Genomic DNA, 19,700 nt, shown 5'->3' with positions numbered 1-19,700 from the left:
AGACCACGGTGACGGGCAGTCGGGGCGAAGCCGCTGTCCCCTTCCGGCCACCCGCGAATCCCTTACGGTGCAGGCTTTGCGTGCGCGCCCGCCAACGATCCCCGCCGGAGGGGCCCTCCGCCCCCTTCAACGTTCCTCCGCTTCGCGAGCAACTTCGAGCAAGGGCATTGGTCGGTCACCGGGCGCGGGCTTTGATGGATGTGGGGCGATCACCCGGCACCTCGGACCGCCCTGTTCCACACGATCCCCACCCCTGCTGTGAGGAGGCGGCCATGAACGACGACGGCAACAACTGACATCCACCAATACCTTCGGGGCGGGGCGGACCAGGTCCGCCCCGCCCCTTCAGCATGGTCGCTCCCCTGACGCGCGTCGCGTCAGGTCGCTGCTTCGGCCCGCACGCGCTCGGCGACGCGCGCGAGCCAGGCGTCGTCCGCGCGGACGTGGTCGTGGGAGGACAGGTAACCCTGGTAGCGGTCGAAGTAGCCGGTGATGGGCGAGGACACCTCACGCCAGTTCTCGCCCTGGTTACCCGCGGTGTGGTGCATGGGAAAGAGCTTGGCGTGAGCGTGGTCGACCCCGTAACCCTCGTACATGATCCCGGTGCGGGCCACGTCCTCGAACGCCTGGTCCAGCAGACGGGCCACCTGTCGGGCGGCCAGATGCAGCGCGGTGTACTCCTCGGGTTCCATCTCCACGACGTAGCTGGGTCGGTGGGCCTTGGGGATCACGACCGAGAAGCCTTCGGTGTTGGGGAAGATCGACAGGAACGCCAGGTGGTCGGCGTCCTCCCAGATCCGATGGGCGGGCGCGTCACCGGCTGCGATCCGGCAGAAGATGCACTCGGGGGCGTGGGACTCGCTACTCACAGGGCTCCTCGGTGTCTTGGCGTCGCGGGACGGACGTCGGCGCAGGTGGAACAGTACGGGTCACGGTCGGCGGGCTGTGCCTGGACCGACATGTCGTGCGACCACACGCCCATACGCCGGTTCAAGGACGCCGGCACTCCGAACCCTCCCAGATGGCGCAGGACGTCCAGGGCGGCCAGGGAGGAGGCGAGCATGTTGACCGGGCCGTTGGACGGCGCCTGGTAGCGGGCGTTGATCCGTCCGATGAGCACCGCCAGCTCGGGTTCGTCGGCGGGGGCGCTTGCCGTGAGCGGCCAGCAGTCCCAGCATCCGGTGATCCCGGGGAGCACCAACGGCCCCCACACCGCGATGTCGTTGACGTAGCAGGCGTTCAGCCACGCCCGGCCGGAGTCGACGCAGTGAGCATTCACCAGACCGGTCAGTCCCGGAGCGTCGGCGGAGACCAGCAGCAGGTCCGCCTCCGGAAGGGCTCTCAGGTCTTCGGTGTCGGTCGGCGCGCCGACGATGGGGCGGATACGGCATCCGGGGTTGCGGCGGCGCAGTTCCCGAGCCAGGACCTGACTCTTGGGCGAACCGACGTCGGCCTCGGTGAACAGGAACTGGCGGGTCAGGTTGCTCGGCTCCACATGATCGGCGTCCACTAGGGTCAACGCGCCGATCCCCGCGGTGGCCAGGGTGACCGCGACCAGGTTGCCGATCCCCCCGCAGCCCAGCAGGAGCACGTGGGCGGAGGCCAGCCGTCGCTGCACGCGCTCTGCGTCCGCGCCGGACAACTCGTAGAACAGGGCGTGCCTGCTGTAGCGGTCCTGTGGGTCGTAGGCGGAGAGGGGAAGCAAGCAGTTCCCGCGTTCCAGGGTCGACATCGCCGCCTCTGCACGGGCGGCCTCCACCCGACAAGGACCGAGCAGGAAGTCCAAGGCCTCGGCCCGGGTTCGGGGCTCGCGGAAGTGATCGGCGAGGTGGATCAGCGGGCGCCACAGTCCTCGGTCCCGGATGTTCTGCCGAATGGAGCCGAAGCCGAGGAAGAGTGTGCCGTCCTGCACCCCGATACGGACATAGGGGGCGAGTACTCGCGGGGTTTCGATGCCGGGAGGGTGCATCAGGGGACCGCCTTTCGGTCGGGCCGCGAAGGCCGGAACCAGGTCACCGCCGACCGTAGAACCGGAGCGGTGTCCCGCCCCGGAAAGTTGCTCGGAATTGCTCCCGTAGGCCCTGTCGAAGCCTGGAAACGTGCGGTGGCGGTCGGCGAGACTGGTCTTCTCGACCCCCTGGAAGAGGAAGCCTGCCCATGAAGCTGCGCAAGATAGGAACCACCTCGCAGGACGGCGGATGTCCGACGCTGTACGAGACCGACACCGGTGACATCGTGGTCCAGGGCGATCGGCTGACCGATCCCGAAGCGTTGGCCCAGCTGAATGACGTCCTTGCGGGTGAAGAGTTCGTCGTCGTCCCCCGTGCCCTGCTGACGCGATTCGCCCCCAAGGAGTGAGATGCCCCCGATCCTCAGCGGAGAGGACTTCACCGACCTCTTCCGCCGCTACCGCCACACGGCCTGGCGGCTCGAAACCCGCTCCCACTACGGAAAGCTCAACGAGGACCAACCCTTTCAGGACTGGTTGGCGGGCAAGGACCCCGGCCTGGAGTGGTTCAAGCCCTGGCTGCGCATGGTGCGCGAGGAGCTCGCCACCGGGAAACGGATGGAACGGGTACGCCTCATCGACGATCCGCCCTCGGACTATCTGCGTTGGGAGCTGTGGGGGACTCCCTACAACCTCGGCGTGGGCGAGGACATCCGCTACCTGCCCCGCGACCACCCGATCGTCGCCGAACTCCCCGACCACGACTTCTGGGTCTTCGACAGCCGTACGGTGGCCCGCCTGGAGTTCGACGGGGACCGGTTCCTGGGGGCGACCCTCAGCGAAGACCCCGGGTATGTGTTGACCGCTCTCCAAGCACGCGACGCGGCGTGGCATCATGCTCTGACGTTCACGGAGTACATGGCGACAAGGGCACGATGACCGACTACCAGACAGCTCGGGTCTCGCTCGGTGTCCGCTTGCGCGAACTTCGGAGCGAGGCCGGGCTGTCCGGCAGGGAACTCGCGGCACGCTTGGACTGGCACCCCTCCAAGGTGTCGAAATTGGAGCACGGCAGGCAGACCGCGAGTGTGGAGGATCTGCGTTCGTGGGCACGGGTGTGCGGACGTCCACAGGCGGCAGAAGGGCTGCTGGCCCAGCTCCGCTCCTTGGAGACCCACTACGCGAGCTGGCGCCGGCAACTCGCCGGTGGACATGGACCACGTCAACGCTCGTACTCACCTCTGGACGCACGCACCCGATGTTTCCGGATCTTCGAGGCGGCGTGCGTTCCCGGGATCCTCCAGACTCAGGACTACGCGAAATTCATGTTCCGTCGGGGCGTGCGACGACACCACACGATCGATGACGTGGACGAGGCGGTACGTGCCCGAATGGAGCGGCAGGACATCCTCGATCTGCCCGACAAGACCTTCCGTTTCCTGCTCTGGGAGCCCGCTCTACGGATCCGGCTGGGTCCGGACACGGTCATGGTCGAACAGCTCTCCCGCCTCATCTCGGAGATCGCTCGGGGAAGGGTGGAGATCGGGGTGATCCCCCTGGCCGTGAGCATGGACGTGGTGCCCTCGCATGGGTTTTGGATCTTCGACGATGACCGGGTGTTGGTGGAGACGATCGGGGCCGAACTCTGCCTGACAGAGGAGGTGGCGGTAACGCCCTACGTGCGTGTGTTCGAGGAGCTGTCCCGCTCGGCGCTACGAGGTCTGTCCGCCATCCGCCTGGTGGAGTCGGTGCGCCGCGATCTGTGCCGGGGTGCCCAGACCTTGCCCGACAGGAAGTGAACACACCGTTTCTCTTCGGTCGGGGCCGCTGTTTCCAGCCCCGCCTCTCCAACGCTCCCCCGTTGGGCGCCACCCTCGCCCTCCCCGACGGCCCGGGAGGGGGCGCGCCCTCGTCTCTCCCGCGCGTTCCACACGCGGATACTCCGGTCTTGGGCTCCGGTGGCGACGCGGTCGCCGTCCGGAGACCAGGCCACCGACTCCACGATGGCGCCCTCGTGGTCCAGTTCGGCCAGGACCTCGCCCACCTCCAGGTTCCACAGCAGGGCGCGCCGGTCGATGCCGCCCGAGACGAGGACCTTGCCGTCCGGGGACAGTGCGGCGTCGCACACCGTGCCGTTGTGGCCGCGCAGGTGTACGGGTCGTGCGGCGCCCCGCTCCCATACACGGACGTCTCCGTCCTCGCCCGCAGCGGCCGAGGGTGCCGTCCCGGCTGTCCAAGGCGTTGACCGCCGTTCCCTCGGCATCGTGGACGGCGTGTTCGGCCGTCCTGGGCTCCACCTCCCTGAGGTGCGCCGTCGTGTCCTCCGATTCCTTGGCCAGGCGGGTGCCGTCGGGGGACCACGCCACTCCCCAGACGGCGTCGGTGTGCCCGGTCAAGACGGCGGAGCAGTGGGCTGTGGGCAAGGGCCGACAGCAGGGCACCGCGTACGACCGGAGCAGGATCGCACTCCTCCAGGGAGACCAGGGTGAGCAGGACGGCCAGCCCGGGGTGTTCCTCCACCCCGGCCAGGACGTATTCGGCGATGGAGAGCGACACGCGGCGCAGGAACCGGTGGTCGCGGCGCCGGGAGGCGTCGACGAAGGCGGTGAGCGCCGGGGGTCCTGTCCTCCCTCTCGCAGGGCTTCCAGCCAGCGTTCGGCGGTGGTCAGGCGAGTACCGGTGAGCAGGTAGTCGGGATCGCGGCCCGAGCTCTCCCCGTCGCCCGCCCAGCGTTCCAGTTCGGCGCGCCGGCGCAGGCGTTCGGTGTGCGCCTCCACCTGTTGGCGCAGTGGGGCCCACTGACGGAAGAGTGCCTCGTGTGCGACCTGGGCCACGGGGCCGCCGTCGTGGACCTCGCTGACCAGCAGACGCGCATCGACGAAGGCGTCCACGACGTGGCGGTCGCGTTGGTCGAGCCGTCTCAGACGAACCCGGCCACACGGTCGTGGAAACCACCGCGCGTGTACTCCAGCAGCAGCACCCCGCCGGGCACGGCCTGGAAAGCCCCCGGTCCCGTGACCTCCTCCGCACGCCAGATACTGGGAAGGTCGGCGGTGTCCACACGCACGGGAGAGGCGATCCTCGCCGAGGGTTCCCCCTCACCCCACGGAAAGACCACCACCTCCGGGGCCTGCCCCGACTCCCGCCACTCCAGATGGACGAGGCTCCCCTTCAACGGCAGCAACGAGTCGAGCCGAGCATTGCCGATCGGCACCGTCTTGAGCACCTCACCGGAGAAATCACGCAATTCGTACCAGGCCCGGACGCCCTCACCGGTACCCTCGGCACATCTGACGACGTAACCGTCAGAAAGCACGCGTACGGTGTCGGCCTCGCTCTCGCTCGGCAACGAGTCCGACAACACCCGTCCGGTGCGGGTGTCGATCACGACGCTGCCCCGCTCACGGGCAAGGTTCTGCAGGACCGCCACCCGTCCGACCACGGCGAACGTACCCGCATCCGAGCCCCCGTTCTCACTGAGATCGTCGGCGTAGTCCTCCTCCGGGATCAACCGCCACTGCTCCTCACCCGAGGAGGAATCCAGGCTCACCATGGCCGAGGAACCACCCGAACACCCGAAGATCACCACCACACCCGTGGGGGTGAGGAAACCGTCCTCGACACCGGTCCCCGCCGAACCGTCGCCACACAGCAGAGGACCCGCCGTCCAACCCCCACCCCCCTCACTCCAAGGACGCAGTGCCACCTCCAGGCCGGAACCGGCGTCCTCGGTGGCCGTCACCATGCCGGCGTCGGCCACCAGGCCCGCCCCCGACAGCTCCAGCCCTCCGCCACCGTCCGGGCCGTACTCTTCCCCAGTCGACTTCTCGCCCGTGGCCGAGTCCAGCAGCACCAGAGCCCCGTCCGCGCTCACCGCGACCACGGACCCGTCAGGGGAGACCGCCGCGTCGGTTTCCACCCCCGGAAGACGGAACGTCCACACCTCTTCGCCCGTCACCGGATCCAGGGCCACCACGCCATCGGTCAGACGCAGGACCGCACCCGTGGGAACGGGGAGGATCTCCTCCACCTCCACCATTCGCGGACTTTCCCATGTCCAGGCGGCCTCGGAAACGGTGTCCGGGACGGCACGCTCCTCCAGAGGGTGCTCGGCGACCTCGTGGGGCACCTCCGACTCCGGAAAGAGCCCGTCCCCCGTTCCGCTCCCTGACACGGAAGCACACCCGCTCACCACGGCGGTGAGAACAACAGCAACGGCAACGGCCGGAAGGGGCCTGCTGGTCACCGCAAACCACATCTTCACGGTTGGGACCGGAAAAAAACGCTCAGGCATCAGTCTTCCGAACCGGAAGCATCGTAGTTCTCGTCCATTCTTCCACGCTCGGTGTTGTAAGGCTCGGTGTCGGCGATGATGCCCGCCAGATGCCCGTCCAGGGTGGCGGGGCCTTGAGGTCCGCGCATGGGGCACAGCAGCCAAAGTCCGTGCGGGACACGGTCGGCCTCCCTCGCCTCTTGGACGAGACGGCCGAGCAGGGTACGGCCCGGTTCGTAACGGCCCAGAGGGTCGCCCGGTAGAGCACCACCACACCTTGACCGGTGAGTGAGTCCGCGCCGACGGCGCGTACCCGCTCGCCCAGGCGCTGGAAAGCCTCCTGGAGCATGGCCTCGAAGTGGCGGGGCCGGGGCCGGCTGTTGTCGGCCTTGGCCAGGTGGTCCCAGGTCGCCCCCCGCCCCTTGGCCGCCATGACCTCGTCCACGACCCGGACGAACTCCGTGGAGACGTCGAAGGGCACCGTGCCCGGCATACGGGTGAGCATCCGGGCCGAGCATTCGGTGCCGGGGCCGGGCAGGGCGTCGGAGTCGCCGAGATCGACCAGTGTGTCGGCCCGTTCACCGAGGAGTTCGTCGTAGTCGAAGAGGTCGCCTTCGACTGGGACGAGGGGGCGCGTGTGCCCCCGGTGAGCCTACGGTGACGGACAGGCGGGGTAAAGCCGTTGTGAAGGAAGCCTCCCACGTCCGGGTGGCGCGGTTTCAGGAAACTGATAAGGATCACGTATGGAAATCTCATCACTGCAGGCTGCGCTCGCCGCCTTCGCTGAAGAGCGGGACTGGCAACAGTTCCACACACCCAAGAACCTGGTCATGGCGTTGTCGGGCGAGGTCGGCGAGTTGGCTGCCGAGTTCCAGTGGCTGACCCCGGAACAGGCCGCCCAGGTCATGGACGATCCTGAGCGGGCGGAGGCGGTGCGCCATGAGCTGGCCGACGTGTTCTCCTACCTTCTGCGGCTGGCCGATGTCCTGGACGTGGACCTGGACGAGGCTCTGAGGGACAAGGTCCGCCTCAACCAGGAGCGCTACCCGGTGGCCAAGGCACGAGGAAACGCGCTGAAGTACACGGCACACCACGATGGGGTTTGAGGGAGGCCCATGCAAGAACCGGTGCCGGTATCAATACCCCGCGCCCCTTCCCTGTCCGACCCCGGGACCACCCCCGCCCGGGGCCACCTTCACCCGGTCCCGGTGGCCCCGGGTGGGGGAGCCTCACCGTCCTTCCTCGTCACCCCTCCCCACGTCCTCCCCCGGCCACCAGCGCCAGGATGTAGCCCGGCCTCCTCAGGTCCGCCCAGGTGAACCGGACGATGCGCACGTCCGGGTACAGCATCTGCAGGGCGTTTTGCCGCTCCCGGTCCCGGGTCAGGGCGCGCGGGGTACTGTGCGGTCCGAGCCCGTCCGCCTCTCCGATGAGCCGGGCCCCCTCCCACCAGAAGTCCACCACCGCCACGGTCCTGCCCTCCCGGTCGGTGAAGCGGCGCTGGAGTTCATCGGGAGGCAGACCCCCATCCCGGCAGATCAAACGGATCCGTGTCTCCAGCGGGCTCTGCGCCCGCCCGTCGGCCAGCTTCCACCACCGGCGCATGTCCACGCACCCCGCCCGCCCCCGCATCACACGGTTCATGGTCTCGATGTCCCGCTCTTTGAGCAGCCCCTGATTGAGGGCTGAATCCATCAGGCACACGGCGCTCTCGCGGTCCAGACCCGGGACGGTGTCGCGCAGGGTCCGTCCCGGGTCGGTGACCCTCAGCCCGCCGCCGAGCACGGCGACCTCCTCGGGGCGCACGTTCCAGCCGTGCAGGGCGACCCCGGCCAGTTTCCGTGGCCTCTTCAGGGCGGGGACGACAATGTGGACCCGGCGGCCGTCCCACCGCTCCAGGCCCCGCATGCCCCACAGCCTCGCCGCGGTCGCCCCGGCCGCGCACGCTCGCGGCCCCAACGCGAGCTGGGCGGCCATGACCAGGCAGCGCAACCGTTCGGGGGTGTCGGCCCCGGGCATGAGGCGGCGCACCACATAGACCTGAAGATGGGGGTGCAGCCACTCCCCGCGTCGGACCATCCGCCGAAGGTCGTACCTGTTCAACCCGCACTCGCGCGCCTGCGGCCAGGAGAGGACCCCGTACTGGCCGGCCGCGATCGCGACGGCCGCTTCCATGGGAGCCGGGCCGGGAGGGCTTGGCGGGCAGGAAGGCGGGAGGGCGGGACGTTGGGTGGGGCTCATTCCCCCACTATCCGCACGCCCCGCCCCTCACGCCATGGCCGGTTCGGCGCCTGTGGACAAGCCGCCCTTCGCCCCGTCTCCTCGGCCTCCCCCGTGTCTCGAACGGGCAGGGCCTCAGCCCACCAGGGACGCCTCCGGGGCGGTGAAGCCCCGGGGCAGCAGTACCTGTTCGGCGTCGGCGATGATGCCCGCCGGGCGCCCGTCCAGGGTGGCCGGACCCTGGGGTCCGCGCATGGGGCACAGCAGCCACAGCCCGTACGGGACGCGGTCGGCCTCCCTCGCCTCCTGGACGAGGCGGCCGAGCAGGGCGCGGCCCGGCTCGTAACGGGCCAGGGGGGTAGCCCGGTAGAGCACCACCACTCCCTGTCCGGTGGGCGAGTCCGCGCCGGCTGCGCGCACCCGATCGCCCAGGCGCTGGAACGCCTCCTGGAGCAGGGCCTCGAAGGGGCGGGGACGGGGCCGGCTGTTGTCGGCCTTGGCCAGGTGTTCCCAGGTCAAGCCCCGTCCCTTGGCCGCCATGACCTCGTCCACGACCCGGACGAACTCAGTGGAGACGTCGAAGGGCACGGTGCCCGGCATGCGGGTGAGCATCCGGGCGGAGCGCTCGGTGTCGGGCAGCCACGTCTTGAGTGCTCGGTATCCACCCCTTTGCACCGCCTGTTCCAGGCGTCGCCAGACCTGGAGGGAGGAGGCGTCCACCTGCTCGGACTCGGGGTGGTGTCCGGTGTGGGTAGAGGGCTGGTAGGTGGTGAGCTCCGGTTCCAGGTACCAGCAGACGGTGTCTGCGACCCGCTCCTCGCGGAGCTTGGGGTGGCGCTTCTTGAGCAGGTCGTGCAGCTGCTTGCGGCTGGGCTGCGCCAGCGCGGGGAAGCGTGAGCGGATCCTGTCCTGGATCTGTTCCGGGGTGATGCCGGGCCTGCCCAGGTAACCGATGGCCTGGGTGATGCGCAGGGCCCGCTCCAGGTCCAGGTCCAGGGGGTACAGCTCCAGGCGCGGGGTCGCCTCGGCCCGCGTCGAGGCGGCCGCGGCGATCTGCACCAGGGCGGTGTCGGAGAACGGTTCCATCCCCTCGGGCGCGGCCACACCGCGCAGTGCCTCGCGCACCGGGCCGGGGCCGGGCAGGGCGTCGGAGTCGCCGAGGTCGACCAGTGCGTCGGCCCGCTCACCGAGCAGTTCGGCGTAGTCGAAGAGGTCGCCCTCGACGGGGACGAGGGGGTCGTTGTCGATGACCTGGGCGACGATCACCTTGCGGGGGTAGCGGCGCGTGACGAACCGCTGTTCGGTGCGCTGTTCCTCGTACTCCACGACCGCGCGCACCGCGGCCAGGGCGTACACCGAGCGTTCCTCCGACTCCAGGGTGGAGCCGCGCAACGCGAGGAGCTCGGAGGCGATCTGGCGGACCTCGCGCACACGGCTGTTGCGCGCCAGGATGTCCACCACGTCCGCGCGGACCGAGCCGAGCAGGGAGGCCTTCTTGCTCCAGTGGGTGAAGGCCTCCTGTAGGGCTTGTTCCACCCGCTCCAGGGGCAGTTCCAGGCGCCGGGCCACCTCGCGGCGGGTGGGCCACCAGTCCAGGAGGCCCTTCCGGTCCTCGGGCAGGCCGAGGAGTTCGCGCACGACCCGGATCCACCAACGGTTGGCATCGGTGGTGTTGGGCAGGAACTGGCGGACCACCTGGTCGACGAGGGCGTTGCGCTTGGCCTCCTCGTCGGCTCCGCTGGGGAGCTGGGCCTTGGCGGGGACCGCGTACTCGGCCACGTCCAGGTGCTTGCGCCAGTAGGCGGTGGCGCTGCTCAGCTCGTTGCGGATGCTGCGAGTGCTGCCCCGCATGTGCGTGATGTCGCGGATCGGTGTGCGCAGCAGTTCCCCCACCGTCTCGCAGCGCAGGATCCGCTGGGCGGTGTCCACGGCCAGCGGGGTGAGCCCGGCCAGGTGGAGGGGGGTGTCCACCGTGGCGCTCTCCTGGTTGCGACGGCGGGTCTGCTCGTCCTCCACCGGGCTCTCGGCCGCCGGCCTGACGTGGAACGAGGCCTCCCAGGAGGTGCGCATGTCCGCCAGGGTGGCGAAGCGCTCCTCCACGCGCCGGTGCAGGGCCCGGTGGAAGAACTCCACCAGGGCCTCGCGGCTCTGCTTGGGAAAGGCCTCCTCGGCCAGGCGGGGCACGACCACGTCCTCAGCGAGGAACTCCGGGTCGACGCCCTCCTCGTCCCAGACCGGGAGTTCACCGGTGACCATCTCGTGCAGGGTGACGGCCAGCGCGTAGCGTTCGGCGAAGGCGTCGTAGGGGCGGTGCTCCCCCAGGAAGGGGTCCAGGTAGCCGCGGGTGCCCGCCGAGGTGTGGGTGAGCGGCGCCCTGGACAGGGAGAAGTCGAAGAGCATCAGGCTCCGGGCCTGCTTGGGGACCTCCCGCACACCCAGGTTGGCCGGTTTGATGTCCCGGTGCAGGACCTGCTTCTCCTCCAGGTACTCCAAGGCCTCGAACAGGTGCCGTCCGAAGGTGTTGAGTTCTCCGCTTGTGAGCGCGCCCTCCTCCCCGAGGAAGTCGGCGAGGGTCTTTTCTCCGGCCCGTTCCAGGACCAGGACGGTGCGGTCGCCGATCTCCTCGATCCCGGGGGCGGCGCCCTCCTCGGAGGAGGTCAGGGAGACGATACGCGGGTGCGCGCCCACTTCACGCAGGGTCTGGGCCTCACCTCGCAGGGCGGTGGCCGCCGAGTCGGTGTTCAGCGCCACCTTGTAGACGACCTCCCGACCGGTGCGGCTGTCGCGCATCAGCAGCGCCCGGGAGGTGGCGCCCTTGCCCAGGACCTTGCCGACCTTCCACCCCGAGGTGATCTCGTCCCCGGCACGGGCCTCGAGCGGGTCGGTGGTGACGTCGGGCAGGGTCAGGCGTTCCTCGACCTCGTCGAGCATGCGCAGGAACTCCCGCACCGTCGCCAACCGCTCACCCGGGGAACGCTGGGTGGCCTCGCGCACCAGCGTGTCCAACTGCGGCACGATGTCGTCGCTGACCGCGGCGGGGGTGAGGCAATCGTGTTCCTGGATGACCTGGCCCAGTTCGGCGCGGTCCTTGGCCGGCGGGCGTCCGGTGAAGATGAGGTAGGTGAGCGCGCCCAGCCCGAACAGGTCCTGGGCGGCGGCCCGACCGGTGTAGTCGGGGAACTCCGGGGCCAGGTAGGGCGCGGCGGCCTTCTCCACGTGGGCGGCCAGGGCGCGTCCGCCCAGGACGGCTTCCAGGTGTTCGGTGGCCCCGCTGCCGGAGGTGGTGTGGGAGGTGCGGTTGCCGCGCAGGCGCAGGCTCTCCCGGGAGGCCACCTGCCAGTCGGCGATGTACAGGCGGGGGTAGTTGCCGTCCATCTCCACCCACACGCTGCGGGCGGCCAGGGCCCGGTGGTAGAGCCGGTTGCGGTGGGCGTGGTTGACCGCCTCCGCCAGCTGGCGGACCATCTCCATCCGGGTGTCGACGTCCAGGCCCTCGCCGTGTTCGGCCATGAAGTGGTCCAGGCGCTTCCAGGACTTGTGGTGGCGGAAGGCGATGGCCGGGCCGAGGTCGGTTCCGCCCTCGTCGATAAGCCCGAAGTACTCGGCCTTGACGATGCCCTCGTGGGAGATCCCCTCCAGGGACATGTACTCGCGTTTGGCGGCTCGCTCCACCGAGCGGCGCTCGTCCTCGGTGGGTTTCTCGCCGTAGTGGTACAGGCGCACTCGGCTGACGCCGCCCAGCCGCCGATGCTCGGCCTCGAAGTCGGTCCAGGTGGGACCGCTGTCAAGGGAGCGCTTGTTCAGGGTGTACTCGCCCAGGTTCAGCGCCCGGTCCATGGGCGTGATGCCGATGGCCTCCATCAGGCGGCCGACGTGCCTGAGAAAGCCCGGGTCGATCCTGCTGTGCGGGGCGCCGAGCAGACCGTCCCACACCCCGGGAAGGCCGGTCTGCTTCTCCAGGCCGTCGCGACCGTAGACGTTGGCCTTCTGGACCTCGTCGAACCCGCACCGCAGGTCGGGGTCGGAGAGGAAGACGCCGGCCTCGATGAAGGGCACCCGAACATCGCGCAGGCCGAGGTGCTTGACCGCCCACTCCAGACGGTTCCTGAGTTCCTTGGCCTTGAGGTCGGTCAGGTGCAGGGGGTTGCTGATGGTCCTGCGTTGTCCGTGCCGGTCCGTGAAGGTCCAGTCGGATCCGCGGTTGGTGGCCTTCCCCGGATGGCTCTTGATCTCCACCAGGTAGGCGCCCGTGGGGGTGACGGCGAACAGGTCGCACTCGCGGATGCGCCGGCTGCGAGCGGTGAAGGTGAACCCGGCCCAGGCTCGGTAGTTGCCGGTCCTCGGGAACCGTTCCCGGATGTGTTCGAGGGCGGCTTGCTCCCAGGGGAATTCCGAGGGTCTTCCCCACCACCGGTTCGACATCCGATCCGCTCCCTGTCCAGCTTTGGCACCACACGGCTGCCCGCCCAGCATAGGACTTGTCCGCGACGAACGTGATGGCCCCGGAGGGACCGCCGGAACGCCGTGCGGTTTCAACCCACCAGGCCATACCCGGGGGGCCGCTGAGGTTCCAGATCATCGATCCCATGGACGTTCGCGGCAGGGAAGGGACTGTCCTTCCTCAGTGTCTCCAGCGCCTTCCGTGTGTCCTTGGTGAAGAGCACGACGGCGAGTGAACGCTCGGCACGTGAACAGGCCACGTAGAACAGCCTGCGGGTCCGTTCGAGTATGGTGTCCTCCCCCCGTTCCAGGTTCTCGATTTCCCTCTTGGTGGGCTCTTTGAGTCCGAAGAGCCTCTCGTAGGAGAACTGGTAGTGCTTGCTCCGGTCGTCCTCCAAGAGCACCAGGACCCTTTCGAATTCGGCCCCCTTGACCCCCTGGTGTGTCTGATAAGGCGTCCGGCCCGCGATGTAGTCCCGATAAGCCAGTACCTGTACCGCTGGACAGTCCAGATAGGCGACCATCGCCGCTTTCAGGTCTTCACCACTCCCCTCAGCCGGTTGTCCCGATCGCTCGTGTCCCATGTCGTCCTCCAGCACCTGCTCCACCTCAGGCCTTGCGACGACCGCACCCGCAGGGCCACGTCGTAGGTGGGAGGCGAGTCTCCTGTCGAAGCGGAGCAGACGACACTTCGTCACGTGTTCGAATACCTCACGTACGGTAGCCCGGCTCTCCTTCACCAACATGCCCGCCAGTTCCTCTGTGTCCTCCTTGAGACGAGGTAGGACCTCAGCGGACTCCGTTCCTCGTAGGAAGGGCTCCAGGCGCGGAGAGAACTCTCGCAAGAGTGCGAGTGCGGCGATGCCCTTCTTCTCATGGACCGCCTCGGCCAACGGGATGATCCTGGTCAGGAAGGATCTGAGACTCCAGTGATCACCCTCGACGAATCGCTCTGCCAGCCTGCGGTCCTTGCCGAACGCCTCGTGCAGTTCCTCGAAACCGAGCCTTCGAGCCGCGAGCCTGTGTTCCAGGACGAGCATCTTGACGTCCTGTTCTCCCACGCCGAGCCACGCGGGGTCGTTCTGTTCTCGGGAGAGGTGACCACGTACTCGCGCCAACTGCTCCTCTTCTTTTCCTTCCACGTCGAGAACGAAGAGGTCGGCGTTCCCGGAGATGTCCGGGGCTCCCGGGCCGCGCTCCTGCCGGGGTCCCCTGTCTCTGGGAGAACCGTCACGAATGTTGTTGACGACGTCCAGGACCCGCTGTGGACAGCGCCAGTTCTGTGGTTTGGGGATCTCCGACCAGGTGGGCTCCTTGTCGATGATCCCGACACCCGTGCCGTAGATCTGCTGCATGGGGTCGCCGAAGAAGCCGAGGCAGAACCGGCCGCGTTCGTGACGTTCGATGCTGGTGAGCGCTTCCACCACACGTGGAGCGGTGTCCTGGCTCTCGTCGACCAGCACGTAGGGGAAGGCCTGGGCCGTGATCACGGCGAGGTTGGGGTAACGCTCGATGAGGTCGGGGAACATCGCCACGACGTCGCTGTGGCCGAGGACCCCTTGGCCGTAGTCTTGAGCGGCTCCGTAGCGAAGACGGACGTCCGGCTCCTGCAGCTTCTCCAGGGCTTTCGTCAATTTGGCGACGGCACGCTCGTTCTCCACTCGCGTGGAATCATGGGTGCGTGGTTTGGCGTTGTGCTCCCGTTTCTCCTTCATCAGCTTTTCGATACGGCCCTGGGTCCACTGTCGCATCGCGTTCTGGAAGGGTTTGACCACCTCCCAGAGGAAACTGTGGATCGTGGAGACGTGAAAGAGATCGTCCCCACCGATGTCCTGTCGGATCTCTTCCACCGCGTTGTGCGTGTAGGTGATACAGGCGACCCGACGTCCCTCTCTCCGCAGACGGGCCCCGTGCCTGCGACCGATGTGGGCGAGGGCTTTGACGAGCGAGGTGGTTTTTCCCGACCCGGCACCGGCGATGACGACGAACCCTGATTTGATCGGGTGATCGAGCAACTCGCCGATTCGTTCGTCGGCCTCGGTGTTCTTCTGCTGAAGACGGTGACTCACAGGTTCGTCTCCTCCATCAGCTGGTCGTTGAGCCAGCGCAGCCCTCGTTTGATGTAACCGGGGGTTTCCCACGTGTCCAGGTCCAGCAACGTCAGGGCGAGATTCGTCTTTCCGCCTTTGGGTGAACGAACGAATTCATGGATCTGCCCCACCACCTCCTCATGGGTGGCGTCCGGATCAAGACTCAGAGCGATTTTTTCTCCGTGCTCTTTCACCCAGTCGAGGTTCTCCAACAGGAGGGCGTCTTCGAAGGTACGCCCTGCGACCTTGAGCTCATCATCGTTCCACACCGACCGCTCCCGAGCCTGATAGGCCACCCGCACGCGAGAGCGGGTCTCCCCTGATCCATAGACCTTCGTCTTGGCGTCCTCGGAAAGAGCGAGAAGTTTCTTGATCCTCTCTTCGCCCGGCAACCACTTCTTGAGCGTTTGGTTGCAAGTACGAGCCACGTCAACATCAGTTCTACATGCCCTCCACACCCTTTTCCCGCTTCTGTCCTCATCGGGACCCACACTGTCCAGGTCGGTGATGATCAGCGTGGGAAGGCCCAAGAACTCCACCAGCGGCCGGAAACGGAAGGCGTGGGAACCGCCGACCTCCAGGATCGAGACATGAGCGCGCTGGAGGTCTGTCAACCGAGGCATGTCCCGCTCGATCATCATCGGCAACAGTACCCGTTCGGCGTCCCCTTCCGCGAGCACCACCGCCTCGGAGAAGAAGAGGTGACAGTTCGTCAGTTTCAGGAACCGCCGCAGGAAACCACTGTTCCCACCCGTCTGGAGGTGAGACAGGTCCTTGATCTCAGTTGCTGGGACGCCGGACAGTCCCCCCAAGCGCCGGAAGTACCGGATGGGATTGAAGGAGGTGTTGTGGATGATGTGGGGCGAATGTGTGGTGACGACGAGTTGGGTGTGGAACCCGACCTCGGCCTTCTTCTCCACGTGCGAGCTCACCGCGTCGAGGAACGCCTGTTGAAGCTGGGGATGCATGTGCGCCTCCGGCTCCTCGATCATCACCAGGTGCAGCGCCGGACGTTCTGCCTCTTTCTTGGACCACTGCTCGTACATGTCGATGATCTCGATGAGCATGTAGAGCAGGTTCTTGTATCCCAGTCCGTTGTAGCGTTCGGGGAGTTCCCTCGGAATTCCGCTTTCCCCGGTCTCGGAGAATTCATAGTGAACGGAGGCACTGTCGGTGAGCAGCCCTTCGTTGTCGAAGCGGCTCCGCACGACCAATCTGGGCATGCTCTTCAGCCCCGGATAGGGAATGTCATGCACAGAGTCGAAGGTGTCCTTGAACGTCCGGTCCAAGTACTTCTCATAGCTGCGTTCTGACTCGTGCAACGCTTGCAGGGCATCGTGGTCGACCTCATCGGTATCGATGTTGCGCTGGTAGAACCGACGTAGGTGTCGAGACAGATCTCGTCCGTTCGATGTGGAGTCGTCGGACAGGAAGCGCTGAGCGTCCACCATGTCCACCCGAATCAATCGCTTGAGGAGGTTCTGTGCGGCGGTAGGTGAGTTCTCCAGCGGACCCACCACAACGCCGGGCTCCTCGTGGTGGAGCGAGCGGGGATCCAAAACGTGGTAACTCAACGCGTAGGATTCCTTGAGCATCTTGTCGAGGTAGTCCCACATGTTCTCGGGCCAGGGACTGTAAGGGCTCTTCTCCTTCGACCTGTCCAGGCCGGACTGCAAGGCCCGCCCACGCGCCTCCGCATACCTGGCCACAAGGGTGTCGTGATCCTCACGAGGGCCGAACTCCACACGTAGGGCGACTTCACCGATCTCCCGGTCCAGGTCTTGCAAAGTCATCAGTTGCACGACCCGATACCAGTCCTGCCGGTCAACTTCCAACAGAAGATCCAAGCGGATGACGGGAAAGGGGCACCCCTCACCCACCTGTTCGAACTCTTCCCAGCAGCCAGAGTTGAAGTCGTACAGCGTCAGGTCACTTCCCTTGTGCAGGAAGAAGGAGCGAAAGATATGCGTGATGGAGGTCTTACCGCTGTTGTTGGCACCAACACAGACGGTAGCTTTTTTGTCCAGGTCGATCTTGACCGAACGCAACCTGCGGAAGTTCTCGACGCGAACGGTCTTGATGCGCATGCACACCTCTGGGGGAAGGCCGCGCCCCGGGCACGGCGAAAGGGGACACCCGGATGAGTCACTCGGCTCCGGGCCGACACGAGTCGGATGAACGTTATACCGAGATCGGAGCCCGCACTCTGGTTTTGGAGAAAAAGGTCGTGGTAATCAGCGCCCTCTTCTGGCAACACGAGCCCCGCCCAGGATGAGCGGCGGGGCACCACGTACACCCCGGAGGGATCGCACTTCTCCAGGACGGCCGGGGTGCGGGGGTGATCGGGAACTCGGCCCGAGTTCTCTCAGGCGCTCGCCCAGCGTTCCGGACGGTGATGGGCAGGCGGGGTGAAGCCGCTGTCTCCTTCCGGTCACCCGCAACCCCGTACTCGGGATCCTCGTCACCGTGAAGGGACGGATCCCATCGGTGGTTCCTCGCGGGGATGTCTCAGGGCCGGCGCGGCTTCAGGAAACTGATAAGGATCACGTATGGAAATCTCATCACTGCAGGCTGCGCTCGCCGCCTTCGCTGAAGAGCGGGACTGGCAACAGTTCCACACACCCAAGAACCTGGTCATGGCGTTGTCGGGCGAGGTCGGCGAGTTGGCTGCCGAGTTCCAGTGGCTGACCCCGGAACAGGCCGCCCAGGTCATGGACGATCCTGAGCGGGCGGAGGCGGTGCGCCATGAGCTGGCCGACGTGTTCTCCTACCTTCTGCGGCTGGCCGATGTCCTGGACGTGGACCTGGACGAGGCTCTGAGGGACAAGGCCCGCCTCAATGAAGAGCGCTACCCGGTGGCCAAAGCACGAGGAAACGCACTGAAGTACACAGCACACCAAGACGGGACTTGAGGGCGAGCCGCGCGGAAACCGGTTCCGGTTCCCGGTCCGGCGAACACGCGCTGTTCCGCCGTTCCCCGGGACCACCCCCGCCCGGGGCCACTTTCACCTGCCTTCCGCGACCCCGGGCGGGGACCGTGACCGTCTTACGCGCAGGACGGTGGATCAGGTCGTCATCGCCTGGTCGGCGCGGAACGTAGTGGAACCCCACCTGGTCAGGAGCCTTGCGCACGATGCGCAACGTCGTGGCCACGAACCTCTCGGCCCCCAGGTGCCCAGGCCCCCAGGCGGGTGTCCGGGGAGGTGTGCCGGGCCAGTGCCTTGGCCGTGGCCTCCAGTGCCCGGCGTGCCTCCTCGCTGTCGGTGACGCTGCCTTCGCGGGCCATGTGTTCCATGAGTTCCTGGTAGACGATCATCGTTCCCCCTCGAATCGACTCCCCTCCTTTCCCTCACCTGCGGCTTTGCCACCAAGCCTCGGCCGGGACGGTGTTCGCGGATCGAGTACCACACGAAACCTCGACCCCCTTTTCATGAAAAATGGCACCTCTCCCCCACGGTCTTGTGAACACCGACCACCTCGTGTGCGTCTCCCTTGCGGGGGTTCACACGCTTTCAGGGAAATTACGCCCTCCAAAAAAGGAAACGTGAATGGGGCATGACGCGCACGCTCACCGCACACGACCCGGAAGGACACACCTCCTCGCGGCCGTGATGGCCGGGGTGGTGGGCATCTCCGGGGTGGCCTGCGCCGCCACCCCGGCCGTCCCGTCCGCCCCCGCCACCCCCACGCACACACGAACCACGTGGGACCGTCTGCGCGGCACGGAGCTGGAGGACGGTTTCCCCACTGCGGTCACGGCCACGGCCGCCGATGAGGTGTGGGTGTTCCACGGCTCCAGGTCCCAGGTCGGCTCGTCCTCGTGGCTCGTGCTCTGGGACGGCCGGGAATGGCGGCGGGAATCACTCCCGGACGCCCTGCGCTCGGCCCCCGTCCTCGCCGTCTCCGACGCCGACGGACGAGTCTGGGCCCTGGCCCACACCGTCAAGGAGGGCGCTTCGGCGATACACCACGACGGTGCGTCCTGGCGGATGTCCGAGATCGACCCCACCTGGGAGCCCACGGCGTTGGCCCCGGTGGGGGACGGCGGCGCCTGGATGCTGGGCCGCACCTCCTCCTTCGACACCTACGCGGCCCACTTCGACGGCCACGCGTGGAACCCCCGGCCGGCCCCGACCGTCACCTCGGGCCTGGATTCCTCCGAGGACGGGGAGGTCTTCGCCGTCGGTGACCGCAGCGGAGAACTGACCGTGGAACGCTGGGACGGTTCCGGCTGGGCCCCCGAGGAGATCCCCGAGGTGGACATCCCCGGGGGCGAACCCGGTGCGAGCTTCAACGACATACTCGTGCGCGCGTCCGACGACGTGTGGGCCGTGGGCGACATCAGTTGGAAGGACCCCGACGAACATAACCACCAGCGCCCGGTTCTGGCCCACTACGACGGCACCGAGTGGACCATCGAGGTCGGTGACGAAGAGGGGTCCTATGAGGCGGTCGCCGATGACGGTAGAGGCGGCCTGTACCTGGTCGACGGTCACTGGAACACGGTGATGGAACACCGCACGGCCGACGGAGAACGCACACGCCAGGAACTCGTCGCCACCGACCACGACATCGTCTTTCGCGGCTTGGCCGGTGTCCCCGACGGCGCGGGCGCGATCTTGGCGACCGTGGCCATGGACAAGGGCGACCCCGACGAACCGACCAGCCACGGCCGTGTGTACGGCACTGGAAGCTGGTACTGAACACCCCCGCGACCCCGGGCCCCGAT

General features: G+C 67.4%; 16 protein-coding genes and 2 pseudogenes. 7 read left to right on the top strand and 11 right to left on the bottom strand.

Going from position 1 to position 19,700, the window contains the following annotated elements; genetic code table 11:
* Positions 1-377: 377 nt before the first annotated feature.
* The gene (locus PFX91_RS07490; RefSeq protein WP_285730429.1) at positions 378-869 is read right to left on the bottom strand and encodes an HIT family protein; all 492 of its coding nucleotides are present in this window, start codon (positions 867-869) and stop codon (positions 378-380) included.
* Entirely contained in the window at positions 866-1,969 is a 1,104-nt protein-coding gene (locus PFX91_RS07485; protein WP_285730427.1) for a HesA/MoeB/ThiF family protein, read from the bottom strand. Before PFX91_RS07485 ends, PFX91_RS07490 begins: the two co-directional genes overlap by 4 nt.
* Positions 1,970-2,157: 188 nt before the next feature.
* On the opposite strand from PFX91_RS07485, the gene PFX91_RS07480 reads away from it, so the two are divergent.
* The 3 genes from PFX91_RS07480 to PFX91_RS07470 are packed head-to-tail and all read left to right on the top strand — an operon-like array spanning position 2,158 to position 3,747.
* The gene (locus PFX91_RS07480) at positions 2,158-2,358 is read left to right on the top strand and encodes a hypothetical protein (RefSeq protein WP_285730425.1); all 201 of its coding nucleotides are present in this window, start codon (positions 2,158-2,160) and stop codon (positions 2,356-2,358) included.
* A gap of 1 nt (position 2,359) precedes the next feature.
* The gene (locus tag PFX91_RS07475; RefSeq protein WP_285730423.1) at positions 2,360-2,887 is read left to right on the top strand and encodes a DUF6879 family protein; all 528 of its coding nucleotides are present in this window, start codon (positions 2,360-2,362) and stop codon (positions 2,885-2,887) included.
* Positions 2,884-3,747 carry a helix-turn-helix domain-containing protein gene (locus PFX91_RS07470; protein WP_285730421.1) on the top strand — a complete coding sequence of 288 codons (864 nt, stop codon included), beginning with the start codon at positions 2,884-2,886 and terminating at the stop codon, positions 3,745-3,747. The genes PFX91_RS07475 and PFX91_RS07470 overlap by 4 nt, the downstream gene beginning before the upstream one ends.
* 137 nt (positions 3,748-3,884) lie before the next feature.
* Here the strand turns inward: PFX91_RS07470 and PFX91_RS07465 are convergent.
* The 4 genes and pseudogenes from PFX91_RS07465 to PFX91_RS07450 all read right to left on the bottom strand — a co-directional run.
* Positions 3,885-4,211: pseudogene (locus PFX91_RS07465) on the bottom strand (WD40 repeat domain-containing protein); the annotation flags it as partial.
* Positions 4,212-4,302: 91 nt separating this feature from the next.
* Positions 4,303-4,839 (bottom strand): annotated as a pseudogene (locus PFX91_RS23110) (nSTAND1 domain-containing NTPase); the annotation flags it as partial.
* A gap of 29 nt (positions 4,840-4,868) precedes the next feature.
* The gene (locus PFX91_RS07455) at positions 4,869-6,122 is read right to left on the bottom strand and encodes an outer membrane protein assembly factor BamB family protein (RefSeq protein ID WP_285730418.1); all 1,254 of its coding nucleotides are present in this window, start codon (positions 6,120-6,122) and stop codon (positions 4,869-4,871) included.
* A gap of 119 nt (positions 6,123-6,241) precedes the next feature.
* On the bottom strand, positions 6,242-6,370 hold the full coding sequence (locus tag PFX91_RS07450; protein ID WP_285730416.1) for a hypothetical protein: 129 nt from the start codon (positions 6,368-6,370) through the stop codon (positions 6,242-6,244).
* Between the two features lie 248 nt (positions 6,371-6,618).
* Here PFX91_RS07450 and PFX91_RS07445 point away from each other — a divergent pair, with 248 nt between their 5' ends.
* Complete coding sequence (locus PFX91_RS07445) at positions 6,619-6,882, top strand: hypothetical protein (RefSeq protein WP_285730414.1); 264 nt, start codon at positions 6,619-6,621, stop codon at positions 6,880-6,882.
* 82 nt (positions 6,883-6,964) lie between these two features.
* Positions 6,965-7,327 carry a nucleotide pyrophosphohydrolase gene (locus PFX91_RS07440; RefSeq protein WP_285730412.1) on the top strand — a complete coding sequence of 121 codons (363 nt, stop codon included), beginning with the start codon at positions 6,965-6,967 and terminating at the stop codon, positions 7,325-7,327.
* Positions 7,328-7,466: 139 nt separating this feature from the next.
* Here PFX91_RS07440 and PFX91_RS07435 read toward each other — a convergent pair whose 3' ends face one another.
* The 4 genes from PFX91_RS07435 to PFX91_RS07420 form a co-directional block, all read right to left on the bottom strand.
* Positions 7,467-8,396 carry a type IV toxin-antitoxin system AbiEi family antitoxin domain-containing protein gene (locus PFX91_RS07435; protein WP_285730411.1) on the bottom strand — a complete coding sequence of 310 codons (930 nt, stop codon included), beginning with the start codon at positions 8,394-8,396 and terminating at the stop codon, positions 7,467-7,469.
* A 180-nt stretch (positions 8,397-8,576) separates the two neighbouring features.
* Entirely contained in the window at positions 8,577-12,863 is a 4,287-nt protein-coding gene (gene pglW / locus PFX91_RS07430; protein WP_285730410.1) for a BREX system serine/threonine kinase PglW, read from the bottom strand.
* Positions 12,864-12,973: 110 nt separating this feature from the next.
* The gene (locus PFX91_RS07425; protein WP_285730409.1) at positions 12,974-14,950 is read right to left on the bottom strand and encodes a UvrD-helicase domain-containing protein; all 1,977 of its coding nucleotides are present in this window, start codon (positions 14,948-14,950) and stop codon (positions 12,974-12,976) included.
* Positions 14,947-17,058, bottom strand: a complete 2,112-nt coding sequence (locus PFX91_RS07420) for an ATP-dependent nuclease (protein WP_285730408.1) — start codon at positions 17,056-17,058, stop codon at positions 14,947-14,949. Before PFX91_RS07420 ends, PFX91_RS07425 begins: the two co-directional genes overlap by 4 nt.
* A 462-nt stretch (positions 17,059-17,520) precedes the next feature.
* Here PFX91_RS07420 and PFX91_RS07415 point away from each other — a divergent pair, with 462 nt between their 5' ends.
* Positions 17,521-17,883 (top strand): nucleotide pyrophosphohydrolase, encoded by a 363-nt coding sequence (locus PFX91_RS07415; RefSeq protein WP_285730407.1) that lies wholly within the window; start codon positions 17,521-17,523, stop codon positions 17,881-17,883.
* A gap of 203 nt (positions 17,884-18,086) precedes the next feature.
* On the opposite strand, the gene PFX91_RS07410 is transcribed toward PFX91_RS07415, so the two are convergent.
* Positions 18,087-18,287 (bottom strand): hypothetical protein, encoded by a 201-nt coding sequence (locus tag PFX91_RS07410; protein WP_285730406.1) that lies wholly within the window; start codon positions 18,285-18,287, stop codon positions 18,087-18,089.
* Between the two features lie 232 nt (positions 18,288-18,519).
* Between PFX91_RS07410 and PFX91_RS07405 the strand changes: the two genes are divergently transcribed.
* On the top strand, positions 18,520-19,674 hold the full coding sequence (locus PFX91_RS07405) for a hypothetical protein (RefSeq protein ID WP_285730405.1): 1,155 nt from the start codon (positions 18,520-18,522) through the stop codon (positions 19,672-19,674).
* The last annotated feature ends 26 nt before the right edge of the window (positions 19,675-19,700 follow it).

It is taken from the genome of Nocardiopsis sp. ATB16-24 (assembly GCF_030271535.1).
Lineage (GTDB): Bacteria > Actinomycetota > Actinomycetes > Streptosporangiales > Streptosporangiaceae > Nocardiopsis.
Note: the sequence above shows the minus strand (reverse complement) of the source record. Positions and strands in the feature narration are given on the sequence as shown.

Coding starts and splice junctions, on each gene's coding strand:
- PFX91_RS07470 (WP_285730421.1), top strand. CDS start 2,884: ATGACCGACTACCAGACAGCTCGGGTCTCGCTCGGTGTCCGCTTGCGC.
- PFX91_RS07485 (WP_285730427.1), bottom strand. CDS start 1,969: ATGCACCCTCCCGGCATCGAAACCCCGCGAGTACTCGCCCCCTATGTC.
- PFX91_RS07415 (WP_285730407.1), top strand. CDS start 17,521: ATGGAAATCTCATCACTGCAGGCTGCGCTCGCCGCCTTCGCTGAAGAG.
- PFX91_RS07410 (WP_285730406.1), bottom strand. CDS start 18,287: ATGATCGTCTACCAGGAACTCATGGAACACATGGCCCGCGAAGGCAGC.
- PFX91_RS07420 (WP_285730408.1), bottom strand. CDS start 17,058: ATGCGCATCAAGACCGTTCGCGTCGAGAACTTCCGCAGGTTGCGTTCG.
- PFX91_RS07405 (WP_285730405.1), top strand. CDS start 18,520: ATGGGGCATGACGCGCACGCTCACCGCACACGACCCGGAAGGACACAC.
- PFX91_RS07480 (WP_285730425.1), top strand. CDS start 2,158: ATGAAGCTGCGCAAGATAGGAACCACCTCGCAGGACGGCGGATGTCCG.
- PFX91_RS07450 (WP_285730416.1), bottom strand. CDS start 6,370: ATGCGCGGACCTCAAGGCCCCGCCACCCTGGACGGGCATCTGGCGGGC.
- PFX91_RS07435 (WP_285730411.1), bottom strand. CDS start 8,396: ATGGAAGCGGCCGTCGCGATCGCGGCCGGCCAGTACGGGGTCCTCTCC.
- PFX91_RS07475 (WP_285730423.1), top strand. CDS start 2,360: ATGCCCCCGATCCTCAGCGGAGAGGACTTCACCGACCTCTTCCGCCGC.
- pglW (WP_285730410.1), bottom strand. CDS start 12,863: ATGTCGAACCGGTGGTGGGGAAGACCCTCGGAATTCCCCTGGGAGCAA.
- PFX91_RS07440 (WP_285730412.1), top strand. CDS start 6,965: ATGGAAATCTCATCACTGCAGGCTGCGCTCGCCGCCTTCGCTGAAGAG.